This is a genomic window from Telluria sp. PB2R4 (assembly GCF_059685695.1).
This window is the reverse complement of the sequence record NZ_JCASIC010000001.1, coordinates 339,374-365,800: the sequence shown is the minus strand read 5'-3', so window position 1 is coordinate 365,800 and position 26,427 is coordinate 339,374. Positions and strand designations below refer to the sequence as shown.

The window sequence follows — 26,427 nt, the reverse complement described above, 5'->3', positions numbered from 1 at the left end:
GATCCGACGATTACTCAAGGACTGTTTGAACGCGTGGGCGGCGGGAGCGCCGCAGGCAGATCACACCGCCGGGTGGAGCCGCCCACCCTACGGGTCACAAGGACGGCAGAATGCCTTCGACCTTGAGCTTCCAGCCGGTTTTGGGGAACCCGGGCGCCACGCCACGCCGGCCGTCCCAGCCACCCGCCATGAGCGCAACCGCCAGCAGCAAACCGCCGTTCGAGGGGAAGTAGGTCTCCGCCGCGCGCTGGTAGCCGGGGCCATCAGGGCCGGCAGCGGCCTGTTGGACGCCGGCCCCGGTTGCCGCCGGCACGAAATGGGCGGCGTGCGCGTCCAGGTGCACGCGCGGGGTCATGCCGCTGCTGCCGAACCGGTTGTTCTTCGCATCAAAAAACAGCCAGTCGATCGCCTCTTCCGGCGCGCCCAGGCGGGCGGCGGTCATGGCCATCATCGGATAATCCCAGCCCCAGGTCTGGCGCAGGTCCCAGTCGCGCTTCATGCGGTCCAGGGTGGCGCGCATGATGGCCTTGTCGACGTCGCGGCCGGGCAGCCAGCCGAGCGGCATCAGGAACGACATGTGGTCGCGGTTCTGGCAACTGTCGTCGAGCGCGTTCGACTTGCAACTGCCGGCCGCCTTCGTCCAGAAATCGGGCTCCGAGCGCACCGGCAGGTACAGGCCGTCCTTCTCGGGCAGCGCCGGCCATTTGACGAGCAGCGCATCCCAGTCGGCACGCCGCGGCTTGCCGGCGCGCTCGCGCCACGCCTGGGCCGTCTCGATGCCCCAGCGGTAGTAGGCGATTTCGAAGGCCGGATCGAAGGTGCTCATCGGCGCGAAGTTTTCCTGCACCGGGATGATCGGCGGACCGAGACGGAGCTTGCCGGTGGCTGGATCAAGCTGCGGGAACGAGGCCAGCAGGTTCGCGGTCTCCTCGACCAGTTCGCCGTAGGCCTTCAACACCCGCATTTGGCCAGGTTTGCCGCCGCCTGCACGCCACAGCAGTTCGCTCATGTAGATCGGGTGCGGCTGCTGCCACATGATGAAGGGCGAGACCTTGGACGGGCTGTCGACGCCGTCCGGACCGATCATCTTCGGCCACCAGGCCCCCTGCACGCCCTGCTCCGCCGCGCGCGCCTTTGCCTTCACCAGGTGCCCCACATACCAGCCCAGGCTGCGCTCCAGCAGCTGCGGCCGGCCCCACAGCGCGAAGTGGGCCGCGTGCCAGGGGTGCATCTCGAGGTGCGACTTGCCGTTCCAGCTGTTCGAGAACAGACCTTCTTCCTGCGGCGCGAAGCTGCCGGCGGCGTTCACCGCCATCAGGTATTGCGACAGGATGACGCGCCGTTCCAGCTCGAATGCGCGCGGATCCTGGGAGCCGGAGAAGTCGACCATGCCACCATCGAGCCAGTACCGGTTCCAGTGGCGTGCCACGGCCGCAGCTGCCCGTATCGGGCTGGGCAGCGCGGCCCCGGCCTTCGGCGACAACTGCAGCATCACGGTCAAGGTCGCGGCCTTGCTGCCGATCCGGTACGCGTGACTATCCGTTTGCACGATCGCGGCGCCCGGCGCACCGATGGCCGCGTGATAGATGGTGGCGTCGACCTGGCGCCGCAGACGCAGCTCGCCGGGCTTGCGCGACAGTTCCGCGGTGGCGTGCGCGCCGGGATTGGTCCAGTCCGAAGGATCGGGATTGAGCGTCTTCGACACACCCGGGAAGCGTACCGCCACGCCCAGGCGTCCCTGCGCCACGAGCAGGGAGCGCACCTCGGCCACGATGGTATCCTGGTCCGGCAGGACCCGCGTGAGCACCGTGACCGCCTCGCCGTCGTAGACGAAGCGGCTGGTCAGGGTACCGGTCCACAGGTCGAGGCTCTGGTAAGCTTGCCCGATATCCGCGAAGCGCGCCGGCGAACCGTCGCGCGCGCGCAGGTCGAGCGCCAGGCGGCCCAGCGAGAAACGGTGCGGATTCTCGCGGATCCAGGCCACCGCCGGGTTCTTCGCGGCGTCCGCCCAGTCCTTGATGTAGCCATAGCGGCGGGTGTGGCCCGCCACCGGAATCTCGACCTGGGTGTCCGCTACGGTGTAGCCCTTCGGATTCGGGAAGCTGTGCCAGGCCCACTGGGCTTCTATCAAGAGCGGCGCGATCTTGCTGTAGGGCTCGGTAAAGGTCTGCAGGCCGGTGATGTCGGCCGTGAAGCCGATGTTCCCATTGCCCAGCATGAGGGGCGCAGACGGGTCGACCGCGCGCAGCACCGGATTATGGCGCCGGACCAGGGCCTTGCGGTCGATCCGGTCGGCCGCAGGGGCTGTACCTGGCAAGGCCAGTGCGGTCCCGGCTGCGGCCGTGGCGAGCATCATGCGGCGGCGCGAAAACAGAATCGGAGCCATGACGGTGAACCTCTCTTGTGCAGGAAAAAACCTTCGGATTCAACCATAGGGCAGGACAAAAAGCGACGCTTTGCAGGGCCGGCGATTCGAATTAATCATCGGCGTGCGCGTTTCCGGTTTTTGCCCTTTCGGCTTGAGGAAATCGGCCTGCCGGCAGTCTTAAGGTTTACGGGGCAGCCTAGTTCCGATAACACCAACGATGGAGACAGCATGAAGATTTCCCGAGGAACGGCCCTGATCGGCGCCGCGTATTTCGTCGCCGCGCTCGCCGCGCCTGCATTCGCCACGGTCATCGGCACCAATACCCCCGCGCTCCAGGTCACCCCCGAGCGCCTGGCAGAACTGCCGGCCGCCCAGCGCGCCGCCTGGGCCGAGTACATCGCCCGTTCCCAGAAACAACGCCAGTTCGACCGCGACACCCTGGCCGCCGAACTCAAGGCCGGCGAAACGGCGCCTCCCGCTCCGCTCGCGGGCAGCGGCAAGATGCCGCTGAATAAAGACGCCGCCTGGTACGCCTCGCCGGAGGCGCGCGCCATCGCCGACACCATCGTCAGCTTCCAGACCCCGTCCGGCGGCTGGAGCAAGAACCAGGACCGCAGCAAGCCGCCGCGCCTGCGCGGCCAGCGCTACGCCAACGACGCCGAAACCATGCAGGGCGAACCCGGCAACTTCGACACGCCGCAAGACCGCTTCTGGACCTTCGTGGGCACGCTCGACAACGGCGCGACCACCACCGAGATGCGCTTCCTGGGCCGGGTGCAGGCGCAGGCGCCGGGCAAGGAAGGCGACGCCTGGCGCGCCAGCATCATCAAGGCCATCGGCTACCTCTTGATGGCGCAGTATCCGAACGGCGGCTGGCCGCAGAACTTTCCGCTCGAAGGCGGCTTCCACGACGGGATCACCTTCAACGACAACGCCGTCGCCGAAGCGGCCATGGTCCTCGAAGACATCGCCGAAGGCCATCCGGACTTCGCCTTCGTGGCCAAGGACTTGCGCCAGCAGGCCGGGGCGGCAAGTGCGCGTGCGATTCGGCCGATCCTCGACGCCCAGGTGGTGGTCAACGGGAAGAAGACGGTCTGGCCGCAGCAGGTCGACGCCATCACCCTCAAGCCGATCTCCGCGCGCAACTACGAGCCGCGCTCGCTGGCCAGCGCCGAAAGCGCCGAGGTGTTGATGTTCCTGATGCGCCAGCCGGAACAGACGCCGGAGATCCGCGCCGCGATCGAGGCCGGCATCGCCTGGCTCAAGGAGAGCGCGGTCTATGGCAAGGCCTTCACCAAGGTCAGCGAAGAAGAAGGCCGCAAGCTGATCGACAGGCCGGGCGCGGGCCCGATCTGGTCGCGCAACTACGATATCCAGACCGGCAAGCCGATCTTCGGCGACCGCGACAAGTCGATCCACGACGACGTCAATTTCATCTCGAAAGGCCGCCGCAACGGCTATTCGTGGTGGAGCAATGCGCCGCAGAAGGCGATCGACGCCTACGACCAGTGGAAACGCAAGCTGGCCGGCACGGCGGGCGCGCAATAAACGAACAGGACACCTACCCATGAATTTCTCTGTTTTACGCAATGGCGCCCTGCTGGGCGCCATTGCCTGCCTGCTGGCCGCGCCCTCGAGCGCATCTGACGTCAACACGCCCGTGGCTGGCATCGAGGCCAGCTGGCTCACCGCGCCGCCCCGGCCGAACCTGGACTTCGTGGCCACGGCGCTGCCGGCCCGCGCCTCGGTGCTCGCGGCCCTCGACTACGTCGCCATGTCGCAGATCGCCGACATGAGCCGGCGCCCGATCCAGATGGCGACCGGGTCGAACCTGTCCGAGATCTCGTCCAACTGGGTGGCCGCCACCTTTTACGTCGGTGCAGCCAGGCTGGCGCGGGTGACGCAGAACCGCGAGGTGCTGCGCTTCCTCAGTGCCGTGGCCGACCACTACAACTACGCGCTGCGCGGGGCGCGGGCCGAGCGCACCCTGCTCAATGCCGACGATGTCGCCATCGGCGACCTGTACCAGGAACTATATGCCCGGCGCGGCCAGCAGGGCGTGATCATGCCGCTGCAGCAGCGGCTGGACTTCATGCTGCCGCACCTGAACCGGCCGCAGGAAACCGAGACCCTGGTCTGGTGGTGGTGCGACGCGCTGTTCATGGCCCCGCCGGTGCTGGCGCGCCAGTCGAGCTTGAGCGGCGACCTCACATACCTGCGCGCGATGGACAAGGAATGGCGGCGCACTGCGGCCCGCCTGTGGGTCGAACAGGACCGCCTGTTCCTGCGCGACGAGCGCTTCAAGAACCAGGACCATTTCGGCGCCGGCGGCAAGCCGGTCTACTGGGCCCGCGGCAACGGCTGGGTGATGGGCGGCCTGGCGCGCACCCTGGAAGCCATGCCCGCCAACTTCGAGGGCCGCGCATTCTACCTCGACATCTTCCGCAAGATGGCCAGCCGCGTCGTCGAACTGCAGCAGCCGGATGGCCTGTGGCGCAGCGACATGAACGACCCGAAGAGCTTCCCCGAACCGGAAACCTCGGGCTCCGGCTTCTTCGTCTACGCGCTGGCCTGGGGCATCAACCACGGCTTGCTGGACCGGCAGGCCTACCAGCCGGCGGTCACGCGCGGCTGGGCGGCGCTCAACCGCCAGGTGCTGCCGAACGGCCTGGTCGGCGCGGCCCAGAAGACCGGCGACCGTCCGGTGCCGACCGAGGCCGGCGATGTCGGTCCCTATGCCACCGGCGCCTACCTGCTGGCCGGGCTGGAGGTGATGGACCTGCACGGCCCGGCGCAGTCGCTGCCCGAACCCGCCGTGCCGCGCGACGACGACGCGACCATCGCCGCCACCACACCCACCCCGCCACCGCCGAGAACCATCGTCGGCGACCTGGAGAAAGCGCGCCGCGAACAGGAAATGCGCGCGACCCGGGCGCTGGCCTATGACCCCGCCAAACTGGCAACCCCCGCAAGGAGCAGCAAATGAGCCGCCGCACCGTATTGAAGGGCCTGTGGGGCGCGTCCGCGCTGCTGCCGCTGGCAATGTCGCAAGCCCGCGCGCAGGCGCCCGCGCCCGTCGCGCCAGCACCATTCAGCGGACCGATCCCGAAGCAATTCACCGACCCGAAGACCGGCCGCCGCATCGTGCGCATTTCGGAAGAAGCCGGCTCCGGCGTGCTGTACTTCTACCGCCACGCATACACGCCCGAGGGCGACGTCATGGTCATCAAGTCGCCGTCCGGCATCATGGGCGTGCGCCTGGCGGACTGGAAGACCACGCTGCTGGCGCCGGGCCGCGAGAACGACCTGCTGTTCATGCTGCGCACCACGCGCGAGGCGGTGTATTCGGTGACCGAACCGGGCCCGGGCGAAGCGGCCGACCGCCCGAAGACCATCTACGCCGTCCACGTCGACACGAAGAAGGTGCGCAAGCTGGCCCGCATCGCAGCCGGCGGCATCACCGCCTCGAATGCCGACGACAGCCTGCTGCTGGGACAGGTGTCCTATGGCGCCAAGCCGCTGCAGCCGAAGGATGCGGCCAGCATCGCCAAATTCGGCAACACCGAGTATGCCGCCCTCGGCCCCGACGGCAAGCCGCTCAACTTCGCCAAGGCCAAGGGCGTGCGCATGCTGGAACGCTGGTCGGCGCGGGTGCCGGCCGAGCTGTTCACCATCGACCTGAAGAGCGGCGCCCGCAAGGTGCTCTACAAGACCGAGGAATGGATCGGCCATGCGCAGTTTTCACCGACCGACCCGAAGCTGATCCGCTTCTGCATGGAAGGTCCGTGGCACCGGGTCGACCGCATCAAGCTGATCCAGTCCGATGGCGGCGGCTTGAAAAGCGTCCATACCCGCACCATGAACTTCGAGATCTGGGGCCACGAGTTCTTCAGCCATGACGGCAAATGGCTGTGGTACGACCTGCAGACCCCGCGCGGCCAGGTGTTCTGGGTGGCCGGCCTGGAACTGGCCACCGGCCGGCGGGTGTGGAAGCGCCTGGAGGCCAACGACTGGGGCGTGCACTTCAATATCGCGCCCGACAACAAGACCTTCGCCAGCGATGGGGGCGACGCCGACATGGTGGCCCATGCCCCGGACGGCAAGTGGATCTCGCTGCTGCAGGGGGAAGACATCGTCGATGCCGACCTGGCGTCCTACGACGACAGCTTGATCACCATCGAGAAGTTCAAGCCAACCCGGCTGGTCGACATGGCTGCCCACGACTACCGCCTCGAGCCGAACCTGCGCTTCACGCCGGACGGCAAATGGCTGGTGTTCGCCTCGAACATGCATGGGGCGCAGCACGTGTATGCGGTCGACGCAAGGCCGTCCGGCGCATAGCGACAAGGGGGTTCCGGGCAAGCCGTTTCGGCTACACTTGCCCGATCAACCTCCTCCACCAACGGAGCCTGCCTTGCGCCTGCCCTTCCCCGCCCATCTTTTCCTGTGCGCCGCCATCGCCAGCGCCGCCGCCGCCGCGTCGCCGGTAAAGCCGATCGACCGCGAGGCCGTCGTCAGCCGCCACGCCCCGCGGCTGGAAGCCATCGATCCGCTGGCGCCGCTCTCCTTGGGCAACGGGCGCTTCGCCTTCACGGCAGACGTCACCGGCCTGCAGACCCTGCCGGACCACTACCACGCCAAGGGCATTCCGCTCGAGACCCAGGCGCGCTGGTCGTGGCACGAAGACCCCAACCCGCGCGGCTACCGGCTGCGTGATGCCAACCGCGACTACACGGCCCACGGCCGCACCCTCGGCTACCCGACCGACGCCAAGTCGCCTGCCGGCCAGTGGCTGCGCGAGAATCCGCATACCCAGCCGCTGCCGCGGATCGGCTTCGTGCTCACCGGCCCGGGGGCGCGTGCCATCGCACCGGAGGATATCGCGGCCGTCGACCAGCGCCTCGACCTGTGGAAGGGCCGTCTCCACAGCCGCGCCAGGCTGCTGGGACAGCCGCTCGGCGTCGACAGCGCCGTCAGCCCCGGCAGCGATACCCTGGCGCTGAAGATCCGTTCGCCGCTATTGGCCAGCGGCCGGGTCGCGGTGCGGATCGCCCTGCCCCATGGCTACGGCAAGGCGGCGACCCACCACAATCCGCCGCTCGATTTTTCGCAGCCGGGCGCACATCGCAGCACCGTACTGGAACAAGGTGGCCGGCGACTCGTCGTCGAGCACCGGCGCGACGCCTCTCGCTATGCGATAACGCTGACCAGCCGCGGCGCGCTGACGATCACCCGGCCGGCCCCGCACGTGTTCGAGATCGCCCCGCGCGCCGGCGACACGCTCGAACTCACCGTCGCCTTCGTCCAGGACGGCATCGCGCCGGTCCGCGACACGGCCGCCGTGTTCAAGGACGCCGACGCGCATTGGCCCGCCTTCTGGCGCAGCGGCGCCGCCATCGACTTCAGCGGCAGCACTGATCCGCGCGCGCACGAGCTCGAACGCCGCGTGGTGCTGTCGCAGTACCTGATGGCGATCCAGATGGGCGACACGCTGCCGGCCTCCGAAAGCGGCTTGACGACGTCCACCTGGTACGGCAAGCACCATACCGAGATGGTGTGGTGGCATACCGCGCACTTCGCCCTGTGGGGCCGGCCCGCATTCACCGCGCGCACGCTCGGCTGGTTCCAGCGCACGCTGCCTGCGGCGCGTGCGGTCGCGCAGGAACGCGGCCTGCGCGGTGCGCGCTGGATGAAGATGACCGGCCCGGGCGGGCGCGAGAGCCCCGGCGGCAATCCGCTGATCGTGTGGAACCAGCCGCACCCGATTCACCTGGCCGAACTGATGTACCGTGCCGCCCCCACGCCGGCCACCCTCGAGCGTTACCGCGAACTGGTGTTCGAGACCGCGGATGCGATGGCGTCCATGCTGCACTGGGACGACGCGAACAAGCGCTACGTGCTCGGGCCGCCGCTGTGGATCGCGCAGGAGATCCACGACCAGTCCACCAGCATGAATCCGGCCTACGAACTGAGTTACTGGGCGCGCGGGCTGGAAATCGCGCAGCAGTGGCGCGAGCGCCTCGGCCTGGGGCGCGAACCCGGCTGGGAACATCGGCGCACTCACCTGGCGGCCCTGCCGCAGAAGGATGGCAAATACGTGGCGCTGGAATCGCACCCGGACACCTGGGAGAACATCGACAGCCGCCACGACCACCCCTCCTTCCTGATGGCCCTGGGCCAGTTGCCCGGCGACGGCGTCGACGTCGAGACCATGCGCCGCACCCTGCATTCGGTGCTGGCGGGCTGGGACTGGAAGACCAAGATCTGGGGCTGGGATTATCCGATGATCGCGATGACGGCGGCGCGGCTGGGCGAGACGCAAGCCGCGGTGAACGTGCTGCTCAAGACCGATGGTCCGAACAACGGCTATTCGCGCGCCGGTCATAACCAGAACTTCAGGCTGCCCGTTTACCTGCCGGGCAACGGCGCACTGCTGGCCGCGGTGGCCTTGATGGCCGGCGGCTGGGACGGCGCACCGGACCGGCCGGCGCCCGGTTTCCCGACGGACGGCAGCTGGGTGGTGCGTGCGGAAGGGTTCAAGGCACTGCCTTAAAGGGAAGCTGCCTTGAGCTCCTGGCGCCCGCGCGCGAAATCGCGCAGCACCTCGTGCGCCGCGTTGTGCCCCGGCGCGCCCGTGACGCCGCCGCCCGGATGGGTGCCCGAACCACAGGTGTACAGGCCGGCGACCGGCCCGCGGTAATCGGCATGGCCCAGCATGGGTCGGGCCGCGAACAGCTGGTCGAGTCCCAGCGCGCCGTGGAAGATGTCGCCGCCCACCAGGCCGAAGGTACGCTCCAGGTCAAGCGGGCTCATGATCTGGCGGCCGAGCACGGAGCGCCTGAAGTTGGGCGCGTAGCGGTCGACCGTCTCGATCATCAGGTCGGCCACCTGTTCGCGGTGCTCGTCCCAGCTCGCGCCGTCGGGCAACTGGGGCGCCACGTGCTGGCAGAACAGGCTGGCCACATGTTGCCCTTCGGGCGCCAGGGTCGGGTCGAGCGTGGACGGAATGAGCACTTCGACGATCGGTTCACGCGACCAGCCATGGGTGCGCGCATCCATGTAGGCCCGTTCCATGTAATGCAGGCTGGGGGCGATGATGATGCCGCTGCCATGGTGCTCGGCTGCTTTGGTGCCGGGCAGGCAGCTGAAGCTCGGCAGTTCCGACAGCGCCACGTTCATGCGGAAGGTGCCGGAACCGCAGCGCCAGGCCTGCATGCGGCGCAGGAAGTCCTCGGGCAACGCAGCCGGATCGACCAGCCGGGTATACAAAAGGCGTGGATTCAGGTTCGACACCACGACCCGCGCATCGAGGCGCTCGCCTTTGCTGGTCACCACGCCGCTGGCCCGGCCATGCTCGAGCAGCACCTCGTCTACCGCGCACCCAAGGCGGATCTCCACGCCATGCGCTTGGGCGGCCTTGGCCATGGCCTGCGTGATCGCTCCCATGCCGCCGATGGCGTGGCCCCAGGCGCCCTTCTTGCCATTCACTTCACCGAACACGTGGTGCAGCAGCACGTAGGCGGAGCCGGGGGTGTACGGGCTGGCGTAATTACCCACCACGCTGTCGAAACCATAGGCCGCCTTGATCGGTGCGCTCTCGAACCAGCCGTCGAGGTAGTCGCCGGCCGACTTGGTGAACAGGTCGAGCAGTTCGCGCTGGGTAGACAGCGACCGCGCGGCCATGCGCTTGCCGAGCTTGCCGGCCTTGATGAGTTCGGGCAGTGCGGTGAGCCAGCTGCCCTGCACTCGGTTTGGCGGCGTTTGCAGCACCAGTTCGCGCAGCAGGTCGGCGGCGCTGTCGAGGTGGCGGGTGTAGGCCGCGAGCCGGCCGGCGTCGCGTTGCGAGAAACGGGCGACCTCGGATTCGGTCTTGCCGGCGCCGAGCTTCAGGTAGTTGCGGTCGTCGAGCGGAAGGAAATTGGAGAGCGGCCGCTCGACGATGCGCAAGCCGTGACCGGCCAGGTGCATGTCGGCGATCACCTTCGGGTTGAGCAGCGAGACCGTGTAGGCCGCGACCGAGTTGCGGAAACCCGGGTGAAACTCCTCGGTGACGGCGGCGCCGCCGATCACCCCGCGCCGTTCCAGCACGGTGACCTTCAGGCCGGCCCGGGCCAGGTAAAAGGCGCACACCAGGCCGTTATGGCCGCCCCCGATGATGATCGCGTCGCGCATCTGCCTGCTCCTCCGCAGTAGTCACATCCAACGCGCATTATGTCCCAAGGGCTGGGCTGGTGCACCTCGCAATGTCGCGAGGTCTTGCTCTTTTACAGGTAGCGCGAACCCATCACCAGATAGGACTCACCCGAGCGCTCGATGGCGCGGCGCAGCTGCGCGCCGAAACGCGAGCGCCAGAAGTCGAAGGCGCGTGGGGCTGCCGGGCGGGCGAAAACAGTATTGGGGATGGTGGCGGTGCTCATGTCGGTTCCTTTCGTCTCAAGCATTAGGCAATGGAACCAGTGTAGGGGTGCGAAAGACATAAGTCCAATTGCAAGATCTGATCTCAGCGATACACAAAACCAATATCTTACACCTCGCGCATTATCATCGGCGGCAATATCGGACATGCGCACTACGCCGTCCTGGTGTTTGGCGCGATCCAGTTCATCAGGGCCCGGGCGAGGCCGCGCGCCAGCGCAGTTGGGATTTCACGGCATCTTCGTCCTCGACCACGAAGCCCAGCGCCGCATACAAACGGATTGCGCCGGCGTTGTCCCTGCGTACCGCCAGCGTCACGTCGCATCCTTCCCGCGCGGCCTGCGCCTGCACCCGGCGCAGCGCCTCGCCGGCCACGCCGCGCCGGCGCGCCCAGGGGATGACGGCGATATCGACGACCCGCAAGTTCCCGTCGACGGCGGCCGTAACCAGCCGGCCGGCGCACAAGCCGTCCAGCTCCAGCACCTGGTACTGCGCGTCGGGATAACTGTTGCGGTACCCGGCCACCTGCGCCGCCCCCTGCATGGCGACGATCGCGTCGATATAGCGGGGGTCGGCGAGGAGCGCCAGCAGGTCCGGGCGGGTCGAGCGGTACAGGTCGGCGAAGAAGTCCTGGTCGGCGGCGGCAGCGGGCCGGATCTGAAGCGGGACGCGAGTCAAGGCAGCCACGGCAAAGTCGTTGAAGGTGGCGCCAGTATAGACGCAGCAGATGCGGACGCAGCAGATGCGGCCGCGAACGGTATCGCGGGCGCCGCTCCGCATGGACCGGCGCTGCAACGGCATCGGCGAGCAGCGCGCGTCGCTAGGACACGAGCCCGGCGACCGCCTTGATTGCCAGGGCGACGCCGGTGGCGATCGTCTTCGCGGCGACCGCTGCCAGCACGACGAACAGGGCCAGCTGGATGAGGCGCAGTGGCAATTCGTGGTTGCGCCAGCGGCGGCCGAAGCGCACGGGACCGTGGAACTGTGCAGGTAGATGCAATGATGGCGGCCGAAGTTTCATGATTGTCTCCACTTCCAAGCTCTTGTGTAATTCCAGCATACTCCCAGGCTGCCCTGGCTGCAAACGCAGAACGTGCGCATCATGCCGGCAACGTGATCGTTGACTCTGGTGGATACTGGACGTTAAGATGAAATCGATTTCACTCCACCATCCAATTCCAACAGCGCGAGCGCGAACGTACGCTGCGCGCGATAACAACTCTGGAGACTGCATGCACCCATCCGCGTACCTGCCCGGCACCCGTTGCTGCCTCGCCGCCTGCGCCGCACTCCTGTTGACCGGGGGTGCCGGTGCGGCGCCGGCGGCCGGCGCCGAGACGCGCGCCATCAAGCTCAACCAGGTTGGCTTCCTGCCCGGCGCGCAGAAGCTGGCAGTGGTGCCGGGCGAGGCCCAGGCAGGCTTCAGCGTCGTCGATGCCGCCACCGGCAAGCCGGTGTTCGAGGGCAGCATGGCCGCCGGCGCCACCTGGGAGGCCTCGGGCGAACGCGTGCGCGTGGCCGATTTTTCGGCCCTGCGCACGCCCGGCAACTACCGACTCCGCAGCGCGGGCCTGCCCGATTCGGCGCCCTTCGCCATCCAGCCCGACGTGTATCGCGAGCTCAATGCCGCCGCCATCCGCAACTACACCCTGAACCGCAGCGGCGTCGCCCTCACGGCGGCCGTGGCCGGGCCATACGCGCGGCCGCTCGGCCATCCCGACACCCGCGTGCTGGTGCATCCATCGGCCGCGTCGGGCAAGCGCCCGGCCGGCACCGTGATCTCCAGTCCGAAAGGCTGGTACGACGCCGGCGATTACAACAAGTACATCGTCAACTCCGGCATCACCACCTATACCCTGCTGGCCGCCTACGAGCATTTCCCGGACTGGTTCGACAAACTGCCGCTGAACCTGCCGGAAAGCGGCAACGGCATGCCCGACATCCTCAACGAAACGCTGTGGAACCTGGAGTGGATGCTGAGCATGCAGGACCGGGATGACGGCGGGGTCTACCACAAGCTGACCAACAAGGTCTTCGATGGCATGGTGATGCCCGACCAGGCCACCGCGCCGCGCTACGTGGTGCAGAAGTCCACCGCCGCCACGCTCGATTTTGCCGCCGTGATGGCCGCCGCGAGCCGGGTGCTGGCGCCTTTCGACAGCCTGCAGCCGGGACCGGGCTTGCCAAGGTCGGCACGCTACCTGGCCGCCGCCGAGAAAGCCTGGCGCTGGGCCGAGGCGAATCCGAACGTGCTGTACCGGCAGCCGGCCGACATCCAGACCGGCGCCTACGGCGACGAGCGCGTGGACGACGAATTCGCCTGGGCCGCCAGCGAGCTCCTGATCGCCACCGGCAAGGAGGCCTACCGCGCACGCGCGCTGGGCGCCATTGCGGTAAAACCGGGCGCCACGGAACCCGGCTGGGCCGACGTCGGCATGCTCGGCTGGATCTCGCTGGCCCAGCACGGCGCGCGCCTGCCCAAGGGCATGGATGCAGCGCCGGCCCGCAAGGCGCTGCTTGCAACGGCCGACACGCTGGCGGCGCGCTGGCGCGCCTCGCCCTACCGCGTCAGCATGGAACCCAAGAACTTCGTCTGGGGCAGCAGCGCGGTCATCCTGAACCAGGCCATGATGCTGGTGGCCGCCTACCGCGTGGAGCCGCGCCCGGACTACCTGGATGCGGCGCAGTCGGCACTCGACCATGTCCTCGGGCGCAACGGACCGGGCATGTCCTTCGTGACCGGCTTTGGCGCGCGCTCGCCGATGCATCCGCACCACCGTCCTTCCGAGGCCGACGGCATCCCCGCCCCGGTGCCGGGCATGCTCGCCGGCGGACCCAACCCGGGCCAGCAGGACGCCAAGGATTGCCCTGTGAGCTATCCCTCGAAGCTGCCGGCGCTGTCCTACCTGGACCACGTGTGCAGCTATGCCAGCAACGAGATCGCCATCAACTGGAATGCGCCGCTGGTGTACGTGGCGGCGGCACTGTCCTCGCTGCAGCGCTGAGGCCACGGGCGAACACGGATTGTTAGGCGCAAACATTCTTATTGCCTGGCAATCCGAACCTGCTCTACACTTCCTGTGGTATTGACGCCCACTGCGGGTGCACAAGGCAGGTACAAGAACAGGAGACAATATGAATGACAAGCCAATCCGCCGGATCGTGATCGTGGGAGGGGGCACCGCCGGCTGGATGACGGCCGCCCCGCTGGCCCAGCGCCTGGCGCGCCGCCTCGACGCACCCTGTGAGGTGATCCTGGTGGAGTCGCCCGACATCGGCACCATCGGGGTCGGCGAGGCGACCTTGCCGACCATCCGCTACTACAATGCCGCGCTGGGCCTCGACCCCGACGACTTCGTGCGGCGTACCAAGGCCAGCTACAAGCTCGGCATCGAGTTCAAGGACTGGGGCCACCTCGGCAACCGCTTCTTCCACGGATTCGGCGATTTCGGTCCCTCGCTCGACAGGCACCCTTCCCACTTGTTCTGGCTGCGCATGTCCACGCAGTTCAAGGACATGCCGGCGCTGGAGAACTGGTCGGTATCGTCGATCATGGCGCGAAACAACAAGTTCGTGCCGCCGCACGAGGGCACGCCGTCGATCACCACCGCGTATTCCTACGGCTTTCATTTCGACGCCGGCCTGTACGCGGAATACCTGCGCGACTACGCCGTGGCGCACGGCGCGCAGCGCATCGAGGGTACGGTGGTGGAAGTGGAGCAGCACCCGGAGAGCGGCTTCATCACGGCGGTCAAGCTGCGCGACGGACGCCGGGTCGAGGGCGACCTGTTCGTCGATTGCTCGGGATTCCGGGGCTTGCTGATCGAGGGGGCATTAAAGGCTGGCTACGATGACTGGAGCGAGCAGCTGCCCTGCAACAGCGCGCTCGCCGTGCCCTGCGCCAGCGCGGCAGCACTGACGCCCTATACCCGCTCCACGGCGAAGGAAGCGGGCTGGGTCTGGCGCATCCCGCTACAGCACCGCACCGGCAACGGCCATGTCTACAGCAACGCCTTCACCAGCGACGCGCGGGCACGCGAGCTACTGCTCGGCTCCCTCGACGGCGCCGCGCTCGACGAGCCGCGCCAGCTGCGCTTTGTCACCGGCCGCAGGCGCAAGTCATGGATCAAGAACTGCGTCGCGGTGGGCTTGTCCGCCGGCTTCGTCGAGCCGCTGGAATCGACCAGCATCAGCCTGATCGAGACCGCGGTCGGCAAGCTGGTCGAGCTGTTTCCGGACCGGGAATGTCGCCCCGAACTGGCGAACGAGTTCAACCGCTACATGGGCGTGCGCTACGAATCGGTACGCGATTTCATCGTCCTGCACTACAAACTGACGAAGCGCGACGACTCGGAATTCTGGCGCTACTGCGCCAACATGCCGATCCCGGATTCGCTGCGCCACCAGATCGAGCTGTTCCGCGAGACCGGGCGGGTCGCGATCCTGGACCGCGACGGCTTCGCCGAGCCTTCATTCGTGGCCATGCTGATGGGGCTGGGCGCGGTGCCGAAGCGCTACGATCCCTTCGTGGATGGGGTGGACATCCGCGAAGTACATGGGCATTTCGCCGGCGTGCGCGACATGATTGTGCAGGCCGTGGCGCGGATGCCGACCCATGACGCCTTCATCACAAGCCAGCTCGGGGCGGCAAGCCCGCGCGCCGCCTGAGCGGATTCCAGGTCTACCAGCCCATCCTGGCCCGCACCAGGGCGCTCAGCCTGGCGGCGTTCGCCATGTGGTGATGCACCCTCGGATGCTGCCCGTAGCCAGTGTAGTCGAAGAACAGCGTATCGATCCGCTTGTCGCCGCCCGTGCGCATCTGCTGCACGGCGGCCGTCACGTAGCCCGGCCACGGCGAACCGGGCCGGGTCGCGTCCATGCTGCCGAGCGCGCACACGATGTAGGCCTGCGGATAGAGGCGGCGGATGCGCTGCACGAAGTTCCTGTACGCATCGACGCGCTGGGCGTCGTTCGGCTCAGGCTGCAGCATGTGGTCGCGGCCGATCAGCCAGCTGTCGTTCTGCAGCAGGTTGACCACCACCACGTCCGGCGTCCAGCGCTTGAAATCCCACTGGCTGTCGTTGTTGCCGACTGCGCTGAGCTGGTCGTAGAAATCCGGCATGGTGAACGGGAACCAGCTGATCATCACGCCGATGCCGCTCTGCGAGGTCATGTGCGCCTCCGCGTTCAGCTGCCGGGCGGTGATCGCCGCGTAGGACAGGAAACTGTTCTTGTCCTTGCCCGCATCGTCGCGGCCGTTCAGCGCACCCTCGTTGCCCATGCCGCTCGTGATCGAGTCGCCGAAGAATTCGATCCGGCGCGTCAAGCGCGGCGCAGGAGGCAGAAGCTGGGCGCCATCGTCCAGCTCCAGGCCGCGGAACACGGTCGCGCCCTCCTCGCCCTCGGTGCGCTTGGTGATCAGGAAGCTGTGGCTGCCGGGGGCGAGCTTCTGCGCCACCACATAAGTCGCCTCGCCCTGCCTGGCTTCCACGACCAGCGGTGCGGACAAGTCGCCGTCCAGGAACACGTTGAAGTAATTCCGGCCGCGCTGGTCGTCCAGCTTGATGGCCAGCGAGGTGCCGGTAAAACGCCCGGCAATCGAGGTGTTCGGCCAGGAGATCACCGGCGCGGCTGGCGTCGAGAAGTCGATGCGGCCGGCGTACTGCAGCTTTGCATCGTCCGGCGAGACAGGCGTGGCGGCCAGGGCCAGGCCGGCGTGCAGCAGGCCGGCCAGAATGAGAGAAGGCGTCAGGAATTTCATCGTAGGCTTACAGCTTGATCGTGACTGGACGGCCATCATAGCTGACCGACTTGTCGTAGGCGTCCAGGTCCTTGCTGGCAGCGGTGCCCGGGCGCAGCACGCGCACCCGGAATTCGCGTTGCACAGGCATGCCCTGGTACTTGCCCTGGCGCGCGCCGATCGTCACGGTGCCCTTGCGGTCGTCGTAGCTGAACGGGATGCGGCTGTATTCGCCGCGCGCGTAGGCATTGCTTACACCGTCGTCCTCGTACAGGCTGGACTGGCCGTCCGCCCCGGCCACCACCTGCAGCACCAGCGGCGCATCCGGCTTCTCGTCCACGTACTGGGTCACAGGGCCGGTCGCAATCAAGGCGCCGGCACGCAGGAACAGCGGGATGCGCTCGCGCGGCGCCTGCACGGTGATGGTGTTGCCGCCCTTGAAGCGTTCGCCCGTATCGAAATCAAGCCAGTCGCTGCCCAGCGGCAGGTAGACTTGGCGCGAGCGCGCGCCGTACACAGTGACCGGGGCAACCATCAGGCTCGGGCCGAACATGTACTGGTCCTTGATGTTCTTGACCCGGTCGTCGTGCGGGAAGTCCATCACCAGGCCGCGCATCATCGTGCCCGAGTGGTAGTGGGTGTCGGCCGCCATCGTGTAAATGTAGGGCATCAGGCGATAGCGCAGCTTCAGGTAGTCGACCATGGCGTCGCGCATCGTGTCGTCGCCGGCTGCAATGTTGTAGATCTCGCGCTTGACCACCTCGCCGTGCGAGCGGAACAGCGGCGAGAAGGCGCCGAACTGGAACCAGCGCAGGTTCAGCTCGCGCCACTCCTTCATGTCTTCCGGATTGGCCTGGCTTGTGCCGGTACTGCGGTTCTCCTGTGCCGAGCCGACATCGCCGGCTTGGTAGCGGGTCTCCTGGGCATAGCCGCCGATGTCGTGGGTCCAGTTCGGGATGCCCGACATCGAGAAGTTCACGCCGGACGCGATCTGGTCGGCCAGGTTGTTCCAGCGGCCGACCGTGTCGCCGCTCCACACCGCCACCGAATTGCGCTGGATGCCGGCGAAACCGGAGCGCGACAGGATGAACTGGCGCTTGTCCGGCTGGTCGCGCCGGAGGTTCTCGGCGAAGCCCTGCGAGTGCACCAGGCTGTAGGGGTTGAAGGTGATCTCGCCGGCGCCGTAGACGGTCGGGCCGATCAGCTGCTTGAAGTCCTCGAGCCGCGCATTCGACAGGATGTCCGGCTCGGTATTGTCCATCCACCAGGCGTCGAAGCCGAGGTCGACCAGCTTGTGCTTCATCTGGCGGTAGTAGATGTCGCGCGCTTCCCTGGTGTACGGGTCGTAGTGGCTGTTCTTGTAGCCGGGGCCGACCCAGTCCAGGTCGCCGTTCTCGACGTTCTTCGTCCACATATGGCCCTTGGCCGCGAGTTCCTTGTAGTTGTCGGTATTGGCGTAGAACTTGCCCCAGATCGAGAGCATGATGCGGGCATTCTGCTTGTGGACGGCGTCGACCATGCCTTTCGGGTCCGGGAAACGGGTCTTGTCCCAGTCGTGCGAGCCCCAGCCGTCCTGCGGCCAGTAGAACCAGTCCTGCACGATGTTATCCAGCGGCCAGCCGCGCTTGCGGTATTCCGCCACGGTGTCGAGCAGCTGCTGTTGGGTCTCGTAGCGCTGGCGCGACTGCCAGAAACCGTAGGCCCACTTCGGCATCATCGGCTGCTGGCCGGTAAGGTGGCGGTAGCCGGCGATCACCCGGTCCATGCTGTCGGCGCTGATGACATAGTAGTTGATCGCCTCGGCGATTTCCGAGGACATGGTGAGCGAATGGCGCTCGGGCTGCGGCAGCGGGTTGTTGTGGGTGATGGCGATCATGCCGCTGGAGACCTTCCAGTCCAGGTGCAGCTTGACCGGCTTGTTCTTCTCGAACTTCACTGCGAAATTGTGGTACCAGGGGTTCCAGCCCATGCGCCAGACGTCCATCACCTGCGTGCCGTCGATCGAGAGCCGCGCGTAGTCGGACGAATACAGCTGCATCTTGTGCACGCCCGGCTTGTCGCTCACCATGCTGCCTTCCCAGACCACCCGGGCGTCCTTGAGCTCCTTGAGCGGCGGCAGCTCCTTCGGCCAGTTCTCCGCGACGTCCTTCAGGTACTGGTAGGCGATGTCCTTTTCCTGCCGGGTCAGCGCCAGCTTGCCATCGATGTAGTAGCGGGCCGTGAGCCCGCCGGGCTTGCCCCCGGCATCGAGCAGGGTCAGGTCGCGCGACATCCACGCATAGGGCGTCGGATCGCCGAAGCGCGAGATGCTGTTGTTATCCCACAGCAGGCCATAGTTCTTGTCCGAGACCACGAAGGGCACCGAGGCGATCATGTTGTGCTGGGCCAGCAGCACGTCTTCGCCGTTGTAGTTCATCTGCGAGTTCTGGTGCTGGCCCAGGCCGTAGTAGGCGTCGCGCGTGCCGTGGTTGAAGCCCTGCGTGATGGCGAGGAAGGGCTTGCCGCCGACCGTTACCGGCTTCATGTGCTCTGCGTCCTGCCGCAGGATGGGATTGCCCGCCGCATCGAAAAAGGAGACCCGCCCGTCCTTGAGCGAGACAGTCGCCGAGATCTTGCCCGCCTTGAGCAGCACCGCCTCGTCCTTGCCAGCCCGGGTGCCGTTCACGCTGAAGCTGCAGGCGCAAGGCGTGGCCACGGTCATCAAGGAAGGCGTGAGCGCCTTGCCGGGGGCATCGAACTTCAGCACCTGGATGATGTTGTCGCTCATCAGGTTAAGGCGCACCAGCTTCGCGGCGCCCGCGTCCGGCCTGACTTCGACACCGGTGGCGGTTTTCTGGTAGCTGCCGGCGAGGGCCTGGGTGGCTGCGCAGAGCAGCAGCGCGGCGCTCGCCATTCGGGTGATTTGCATTGCGGGTCTCCTGGTCTTGTTGTTTGTCTGCTTAATATGCGTAGCTGCGCATGCTGACCTTCAGCACGGTCGGCGTGTTCGGGAGGTTCAGGCCGTAATCGGTCTGGTCGCCGTTCCAGTTGCGTTCCATGATCCACTTGCCGGCAGCGTCGAAGCGTCCCTCCTCCACCCGCGCATACATGGCGGGCTTGTCGCCGTCAGGGGAAAGCTTGATGCGCGCACGCTGGCCGACCAGCACGAATTCGCCGGGACCGAGCTGGGCGATCGCCACGCCGCCGCCCGGCAGTTCGGTGCCCTCGGCGTATTCGTTCTTGTCGCGCAGGTATTGGCGCTCGCCGAACTGGAATTCACGGAACGAGACGGTGGCCTTCCAGCCATCGAGGGCAATCGCTTGGGGCCCCCGATCGTCACCTTCCGCCACCCCGCGCGTGCGGCCTTCGAAGGCCCAGCGCGCCCACAGGCGCGACATTGGCGCCAGGGCGGCGTACACCTGGGCGAAAGGCTCGACCATGCGGCGGTCGGTGTACTTCGAGCCGAGCGGGTAGTTGCTGTAGCTGGCATAGTCGATGCCGAAGGGGACTACGCCAAGCGCGCCCCGGCCGACGATCTGCCAGACGTAGCGCGCGTAGCCGGCCGCATTACCCATCTCGGCCACCAGCAGGGGGTTGTCGGGACGCTGGAAGCCGGCCAGTACGGCGCTCACCTTGCCGGATTCCGGCATGTAGATGTCGGGCGCGGCAAAATCGATGTGGGGCGCGGCCGCCTTGTAGATGCCGAGCACGTCCCAGGTTGGGCCGCCGCTCGCAAAGTCTCCCTTCCACGGGGTGGCCGGCTGGCCAGGCTGGCCGGGCTCGCGCAGCGCATTGTTGACGAACATCGGCAGGTCGTAGACCGCGCGACCGGCCTTTGCGATTTCCTCGATATAGCTGGCGATCGCCCAGCTATGGAAATACTGCTCGGCATAGTCGCCGTACACCTCGCTCCAGCTGCCCGGTCCAGGGCGGCCAGCCGGTGCCGGCTGGCCTGCCAGTACCGCGCCTGGTACCGCCTGGCGGAACGCGGCCTCGGCGCGGGCGCCATAGTCGCGCACCAGGCCGTAGGTGCCGACCTCGTTCTCGACCTGCACCATGATCACGGTGCGTTTGTTGGCGTCGATCTTGCGGATATGCCGCATCAAGGCCACGAACGCTTTCCTGTCGGCCGCGAGGGTGGCTTCGCCGAAGGGCGACAGGCAGTAGCTGGGCTTGCCGTCCCGGTCGAGCATGCGCGGAAAGCGCCGGTTGTCGAACTTCACCCATTCCGGCGTATAGGCCGGGCCGGTGTTCTTCCAGGTGCCGAACCACAGCAGCACCAGGTGCTTGCCATGCGCCCTGGCCTGGGCAACCAGGGTGTCCACGTAAGCGAAGTCGAACTTGCCTTCCTCGGGCTCGACCTGTTCCCATGCGACCGGGATCGCCAGCGTATTCGCATGCGCATCCTTGAGTGCGGCCCAGACCTTGGGCAGCGCCGCCGGGTAGTTGCTCGAGTTGTGGGCCTGGCCTCCCAGCACCAGGAAAGGTGCGCCGTCGACCATCAGGGCGTGCCGGCCGTCGCGCTCGACGAGGCGCGGCAGTTCCGGGGAAGGGGCCGCGGCGGTGGCATGCGCCAGTGCCAGGGTCCCCATCAGCGCCGCGAGGGCGGCCTTGCAAGGTCGATGCATGCTCACTGTTCCTGTCTCCGGCTAGTTGTTATTTGCGTCAGCAATTTGTCAAGCATCCTAAGCGAGGCCAGGAACGCTTGGCAAGAACTATGTTCACGCTAACATACTCAATCCGCGAACTGCGTCGCTTATTTCCCACCCAAAAAAGTATGCTATGAAATCGATTTCTTGACCTTCTGAAAGGTATTGCGTACTGTAGACATGCGGCGGCCCAGACACCGCAATGTGCCCGTACTTCGGCAGTCCTCCACAAATCCGACGACGGGGACATGAGGCCGTCATGGCCATCATCTCCATCAGCATGGTTTTCCGGAGTAAGTGTTGTGGAACGACAAAAATTTAGGAATTTGTAATGAGCTGATTACCAATTTATGGTAGCGTCTAACAAACAGTGTTAGCGAAGCTGGAATGCGGTTCTGGCGCGGCATCAACTGTTTGATAAAAAAATCAATGACATCAGGAGACAACGTGAAGAAGTTCCAGAAAACTGCGATCGCCGCGGCGGTTGCGCAGGTAGCCGTCCTGTATAGCGGCGCTGCATGGGCCCAGACCGCCAGTACCACCGCCGAGGAGCCCGTCGTCCCGGCGACACAGGTCGTCAAGGTGTCCGGCCAGCGTGCGGCGCTCCAGTCGGCCCAACAACTCAAGCAGAATTCGGACGAGCTGGTCGATTCGATCGTTGCCGAAGACATCGGCAAGCTCCCGGACCGCTCGGTTACCGAGGTGCTGCAGCGCATTGCCGGTATCACCATGGACCGCAACATGCCGGGCGACCCGAACCGCCAGGCGGTCGAAGGTTCCGGCGTGTCCGTGCGAGGCCTGACCTACGTGCGTTCGGAAGTCAACGGACGCGACGCATTCTCGGCCGGCGGCGGCCGCTCTCTCGGCTTCACCGACGTGCCACCGGAACTGATGGCCGGCGTCGACGTCTACAAGAATCCGTCCGCCGAGCAGATCGAAGGCGCGCTCGCGGGCCTGGTCAACCTGCGCACCGCCATGCCCTTCGACTTCAAGGGCTTCAAAGGCTCGCTGGGCGCGTCGCAAACCTATTCGGAGCTGAACAAGGCCAAGGGTCCGACCGGCACCGTGCTGCTGTCGAACCGCTGGTACTCCCCGATCGGTGAGTTCGGCGCCCTGGTCAACTTCGCCTATGCGAAAAACCCGACCCGTACCGACGCCATCGGCATCGATCCGTACTTCCCGCATGTTAATTCACGCAATCCGGCCCAGTACAAGCGCGAGCTGACGAAATGGCTGCCGCTTGGCGGCGGCCTGCGTTCGCAGGAGTTCGAGCGCGTTCGCCGCGGCGACTATGCCGCCTTCCAGTGGCGTCCGAACCGCGACATCACCGCTGCGCTGACCTACTTCAAGACGGAGTACGAGGAAGACCTGAGCGAGCGCGTGGTGGCATCCTCCGAAGACAAGTGGTACCAGCAGGTGGCCGGCGCCGATGTCGTCTATGACAGCAATGGCGCCTTCCAGAGCGGCACGATCTCGAACCCGACCTACGGCGGCTCGCCGTTCAACAGCTCGCGCCGCATCAACCAGCGTACCTCTGGCACGCGCGACCTCGCGTTGAACGTGCAATGGAAGGTGACGCCGGACCTGACCTGGACCAACGATTTCCAGCACGTCCGCTCCACCACGCAGGGCTTCGATGCCGACGTATCGACCGGGTTCATCCTGCCGAACCAGTCGATCGACCTCACCGGCAGCGTCCCGCAGATCGGCCTCGGCTCGGCGCAGTTCATGGCTGACCCGAAGAACTACTACTGGGCCTACACCCAGGAAGCGCTGGACCGCGCCAAGGCCACCCAGAAAGCCTGGCGCAGCGACTTCAAGCTTTCCTTCGACGACCCGGTGCTGCGCGACATCCGCTTCGGCGTGCGCATGGCGGACCGCGACGCCGAAAACCGCAAGGCCCAGAAGTTCTACAACTGGTCGTCCATCACCTTCCCGTGGATGGAAGGATGGCAGATCCCCGGAGTCGCACGCCTGAGCGATCCGCGCTTCGCGGGCGGCGTCGAGCTGGCACAGATTCCGAACTTCTTCGACGGCAAGGTGTCGGTCCCGGCAATGCTGTATCCGACCGATGCGCTGGCACGCGATTTCCCGACCGGCTGGACCAAGCTGCACAACTACCATACCATCCTGTGCGAGGAACAGAAGGCCGCCCAGGGCTGGGGTACCTGCGACGCGTGGAAGCCGTCGACCTTCGACACGCCATCGGCGCTCAACACCCAGACCGAGAAAACCCAGTCCGCCTACACGCAGCTGCGCTTCGGCTTCGACAACCTGAAATATCCGATCGACGGCAACATCGGCGTCCGTTACGTGGGGACGAAGAACACGACCAACGGCTACATCGCGTATGACCCGACGAACGTCAGCATTCCGGGCGACGTGCCGGTGGAAGGCGTGAACACGCTGGTCAACATCGCCAAGTTCGAGACCCCGCGCAGCACCGATACCTCGTACCACCACTGGCTGCCGAGCCTGAACCTGCGCATGAAGGTCAGCGACCAGCTGCAGTTCCGCTTCGCCGTGGCCAAGTCGATGGCGCGCCCGGACTTCAACCAGCTGCAGTCGCTGACCACCCTGACCTCGCCGGCGAACCAGCTGACGATCAAGGATCCGACCACGCTCCAGGACCAGCGCGTCGTATTCAGTGGTAACAACCTGACCGGTAGCAGCGACGGCAACCCGCTCCTGAAGCCGACCACGGCGACCAACGTCGACCTGACCGCCGAGTGGTACTTCGCCAAGGCCGGTTCGCTGACGCTGGCGGCGTTCAACAAGGACATCAAGGACATCATCGTGAACACCACCTACGGGTACACGGTGAAGGATGTCAACGGCAAGGACCAGACCTTCGCGGTCACGCATCCGATCAACGGCGCCCACGGCTTCGCCCGCGGCTTCGAGATCGCGCACCAGCAGTACTACGACTTCGTGCCTGAGTGGCTGCGCGGTATCGGTACCCAGGCCAGCTGGACCTATGTGTCCAGCGAGCGCAAGCTGGACAAACCGGTGCCGGCGGCGTTCTGCGCGGGTAGCGACGCGTCGAACATGAACCTGTCGATCAACGGCTGCGACACCGACGGACGTCCGTTCGGCAACACGCCGCTGCAAGGCCTGTCGCGTCACACGGTCAACTTCGCGCTCATGTACGAAAAGCGCGGGCTGTCGATGCGCCTTGCGTACAACTGGCGCTCGCGTTACCTGGTCGCCGTCAACACCTGGGGCAGCCGCGGCAACAATGGCCTGAACACGAACCCGGACTCCGGCCCGCGTTTCCTGATCCCGACGCCGAACAACGACCAGGCCTACGGCCTGCCGCTGTGGCAAGACGATTACGGCCAGCTGGACGGCTCGATCTTCTATGACTTCACAGACAGGTTCCGTATCGGCCTGGCAGCCCAGAACCTGAACAACGAAAAGACGCGCCAGGTCATGCAGCAGCACGCCGGCATGTTCACCCGCCAGCTGTTCATGAGCGGTCCGCGCTATACGCTCCAGGCGGCGTACTCGTTCTAAGCCACGCTTGTTGATTCGGTAAGCATTTCGTCTCTCCTGAAGTCGCGGTTCCGCATTGCGGTCCGCGGCTTTTTTTTCTCCTCCGTTCCCACACCCATTTCAGACAAGGAGCATTCCATGCATATCCAGGGCGACATGATCATCGGCAGGCAAAGCGTGCGCGGCGCGGCCGGCAGCGTCCATGCCATCGACCCGGCGCGCCATGCCACCCTCGAACCGGGCTTCGGCCTGGCCTCCGGCGCGGAGCTGGCGGCGGCCTGCGAACTGGCAGAGCAAGCCTTCGACAGCTACCGCGCCCTGCCGCTGGAGCGGCGCGCCGTCTTCCTCGACACCATCGCCGCGCGCATCCTCGATCTCGGCCCTGCCCTCATCGAGCGCGCCGGCCTCGAAACGGGCCTGCCGCAGGCGCGCCTGGAAGGCGAACGCATGCGCACCGTCAACCAGCTGCGCCTGTTCGCCAAGGTGGTCCGCGACGGCCACTTCCTGGCGGCGACCCTCGATTCCGCCCTGCCGGAACGCACCCCGCCGCGCCCCGACCTGCGCATGCACAAGATCCCGCTGGGCCCTGTCGCGGTCTTTGGCGCCAGCAACTTCCCGCTCGCCTTCTCGGTGGCCGGCGGCGATACCGCGTCAAGCCTGGCGGCGGGCTGCCCGGTGGTGGTCAAGGCACACAATGCCCACCTCGGCACTTCGGAACTGGTGGCACGCGCGGTGCAGCAGGCGGCGATCGAGTGCGACATGCCGGAAGGCGTGTTCTCGATGCTGATCGGCGAAGGCAGGACCATCGGCGCCGCGCTGGTCGCGCATCCGGCGATCAAGGCGGTCGGCTTCACCGGCTCGCGCCAGGGCGGCCTGTCGCTGATGCGGATCGCGGCGGCACGCCCGGAACCGATCCCCGTCTATGCGGAGATGAGCAGCATCAATCCCTTTTTCCTGCTGCCGGGCGCGCTCGAAGACGGCGCCGCCAAGCTGGGACAGGGCTTTGTCGACTCGCTCACGCTCGGCGTGGGGCAGTTCTGCACCAACCCGGGCCTGGTGATCGGGCTGGAAGGCGAAGCGTTCAATGCCTTCTCGGTGGCGGCGGCCGAAGCCCTGCAGCACAAGACGGCCGGCACCATGCTGACCCCCGGCATCCACAAGGCCTATGTGGAGGCGATCGAACGCCGCTCCACGATCGCCGGCCTGCAAGTGCTGGCGCGCGGCGCTGCGGCCGAGCCGGAAAGCCTGGCCTGCGCCGCGCAGCCGGCCCTGTACGGCTGCGATGCCGCCACCTTCCTCGCTACGGCGGCGCTGGAAGAAGAGATCTTCGGCCCGGCGGCGGTGTTGGTGCGCTGCCGCGATGAAGCGGAGCTGCTGGCGGTGGCAGGGCGCGTGGAAGGCCAGCTGACGGCGACCGTGCATGCGACGGCGGCGGACAACCGGTTGGCTGCCGGCCTGCTGCCCCTGCTGGAGCGCAAGGCGGGCCGTATCCTGTTCAATGGCTTCCCGACCGGCGTCGAGGTGTCGCACGCGATGGTGCACGGCGGCCCCTTCCCCGCCACCTCGGATAGCCGCACGACCTCGGTCGGGGCGACCGCCATCGACCGTTTCCTGCGCCCGGTATGCTACCAGGCGGTGCCGGCGGAACTCCTGCCGCAAGCCCTGCGCGAAGACAACCCAATGGGCCTGGCGCGCGTGATCGACGGTGTCTTGACGACTGCCGGCTGAGAACAGCGCGGCAAAATCGAAAAGCCAGGCGCGTGCGCCTGGCTTTTTCGTGT

16 protein-coding genes are annotated in these 26,427 nt (G+C 66.5%); 8 read left to right on the top strand and 8 right to left on the bottom strand.

The features are described 5' to 3' along the window. Positions 1-94 precede the first annotated feature (94 nt). Entirely contained in the window at positions 95-2,386 is a 2,292-nt protein-coding gene (locus AC56LU_RS01525) for a hypothetical protein (protein ID WP_497173823.1), read from the bottom strand. 210 nt (positions 2,387-2,596) lie between these two features. On the opposite strand from AC56LU_RS01525, the gene pelA reads away from it, so the two are divergent. The 4 genes from pelA to AC56LU_RS01505 all read left to right on the top strand — a co-directional run bounded on the left by pelA (position 2,597) and on the right by AC56LU_RS01505 (position 8,921). After that, complete coding sequence (gene pelA, locus AC56LU_RS01520; protein WP_497173822.1) at positions 2,597-3,916, top strand: pectate lyase; 1,320 nt, start codon at positions 2,597-2,599, stop codon at positions 3,914-3,916. A 19-nt stretch (positions 3,917-3,935) separates the two neighbouring features. Beyond that, a complete protein-coding gene (locus AC56LU_RS01515) occupies positions 3,936-5,354 on the top strand; it encodes a glycoside hydrolase family 88/105 protein (RefSeq protein ID WP_497173821.1) in 1,419 nt (472 codons plus the stop codon). After that, the gene (locus tag AC56LU_RS01510; protein ID WP_497173820.1) at positions 5,351-6,709 is read left to right on the top strand and encodes an oligogalacturonate lyase family protein; all 1,359 of its coding nucleotides are present in this window, start codon (positions 5,351-5,353) and stop codon (positions 6,707-6,709) included. Before AC56LU_RS01515 ends, AC56LU_RS01510 begins: the two co-directional genes overlap by 4 nt. Positions 6,710-6,782: 73 nt before the next feature. Next, positions 6,783-8,921 (top strand): hypothetical protein, encoded by a 2,139-nt coding sequence (locus AC56LU_RS01505; protein ID WP_497173819.1) that lies wholly within the window; start codon positions 6,783-6,785, stop codon positions 8,919-8,921. On the opposite strand, the gene AC56LU_RS01500 is transcribed toward AC56LU_RS01505, so the two are convergent. The 4 genes from AC56LU_RS01500 to AC56LU_RS01485 all read right to left on the bottom strand — a co-directional run bounded on the left by AC56LU_RS01500 (position 8,918) and on the right by AC56LU_RS01485 (position 11,804). Next, complete coding sequence (locus AC56LU_RS01500; protein WP_497173818.1) at positions 8,918-10,540, bottom strand: phytoene desaturase family protein; 1,623 nt, start codon at positions 10,538-10,540, stop codon at positions 8,918-8,920. The two genes, AC56LU_RS01505 and AC56LU_RS01500, sit on opposite strands and share 4 nt — an antisense overlap. Positions 10,541-10,632: 92 nt before the next feature. Further along, positions 10,633-10,785: a hypothetical protein gene (locus tag AC56LU_RS01495; RefSeq protein ID WP_497173817.1), complete on the bottom strand. Its 153-nt coding sequence runs from the start codon at positions 10,783-10,785 to the stop codon at positions 10,633-10,635. A gap of 187 nt (positions 10,786-10,972) precedes the next feature. Then, positions 10,973-11,470 carry a GNAT family N-acetyltransferase gene (locus AC56LU_RS01490; protein ID WP_497173816.1) on the bottom strand — a complete coding sequence of 166 codons (498 nt, stop codon included), beginning with the start codon at positions 11,468-11,470 and terminating at the stop codon, positions 10,973-10,975. Between the two features lie 133 nt (positions 11,471-11,603). After that, a complete protein-coding gene (locus tag AC56LU_RS01485; RefSeq protein WP_497173815.1) occupies positions 11,604-11,804 on the bottom strand; it encodes a hypothetical protein in 201 nt (66 codons plus the stop codon). Positions 11,805-12,015: 211 nt separating this feature from the next. On the opposite strand from AC56LU_RS01485, the gene AC56LU_RS01480 reads away from it, so the two are divergent. Together AC56LU_RS01480 and AC56LU_RS01475 are read left to right on the top strand one after the other, a co-directional pair. Further along, a complete protein-coding gene (locus AC56LU_RS01480; RefSeq protein WP_497173814.1) occupies positions 12,016-13,788 on the top strand; it encodes a glycoside hydrolase family 9 protein in 1,773 nt (590 codons plus the stop codon). A gap of 130 nt (positions 13,789-13,918) precedes the next feature. After that, a complete protein-coding gene (locus AC56LU_RS01475; RefSeq protein WP_497173813.1) occupies positions 13,919-15,451 on the top strand; it encodes a tryptophan halogenase family protein in 1,533 nt (510 codons plus the stop codon). Positions 15,452-15,464: 13 nt separating this feature from the next. Here the strand turns inward: AC56LU_RS01475 and AC56LU_RS01470 are convergent, their stop codons facing one another. The 3 genes from AC56LU_RS01470 to AC56LU_RS01460 are packed head-to-tail and all read right to left on the bottom strand — an operon-like array spanning position 15,465 to position 21,130. Further along, entirely contained in the window at positions 15,465-16,544 is a 1,080-nt protein-coding gene (locus AC56LU_RS01470; protein ID WP_497173812.1) for an SGNH/GDSL hydrolase family protein, read from the bottom strand. Positions 16,545-16,551: 7 nt separating this feature from the next. Beyond that, positions 16,552-19,431, bottom strand: coding sequence for a glycoside hydrolase family 31 protein (locus AC56LU_RS01465; RefSeq protein ID WP_497173811.1), 2,880 nt, complete (start codon positions 19,429-19,431; stop codon positions 16,552-16,554). 31 nt (positions 19,432-19,462) lie between these two features. Next, a complete protein-coding gene (locus AC56LU_RS01460) occupies positions 19,463-21,130 on the bottom strand; it encodes a DUF5597 domain-containing protein (protein ID WP_497173810.1) in 1,668 nt (555 codons plus the stop codon). Between the two features lie 468 nt (positions 21,131-21,598). On the opposite strand from AC56LU_RS01460, the gene AC56LU_RS01455 reads away from it, so the two are divergent. Continuing rightward, on the top strand, positions 21,599-24,667 hold the full coding sequence (locus AC56LU_RS01455) for a TonB-dependent receptor (protein WP_497173809.1): 3,069 nt from the start codon (positions 21,599-21,601) through the stop codon (positions 24,665-24,667). Between the two features lie 117 nt (positions 24,668-24,784). After that, complete coding sequence (locus AC56LU_RS01450) at positions 24,785-26,374, top strand: aldehyde dehydrogenase (NADP(+)) (protein WP_497173808.1); 1,590 nt, start codon at positions 24,785-24,787, stop codon at positions 26,372-26,374. Positions 26,375-26,427: the final 53 nt, after the last annotated feature.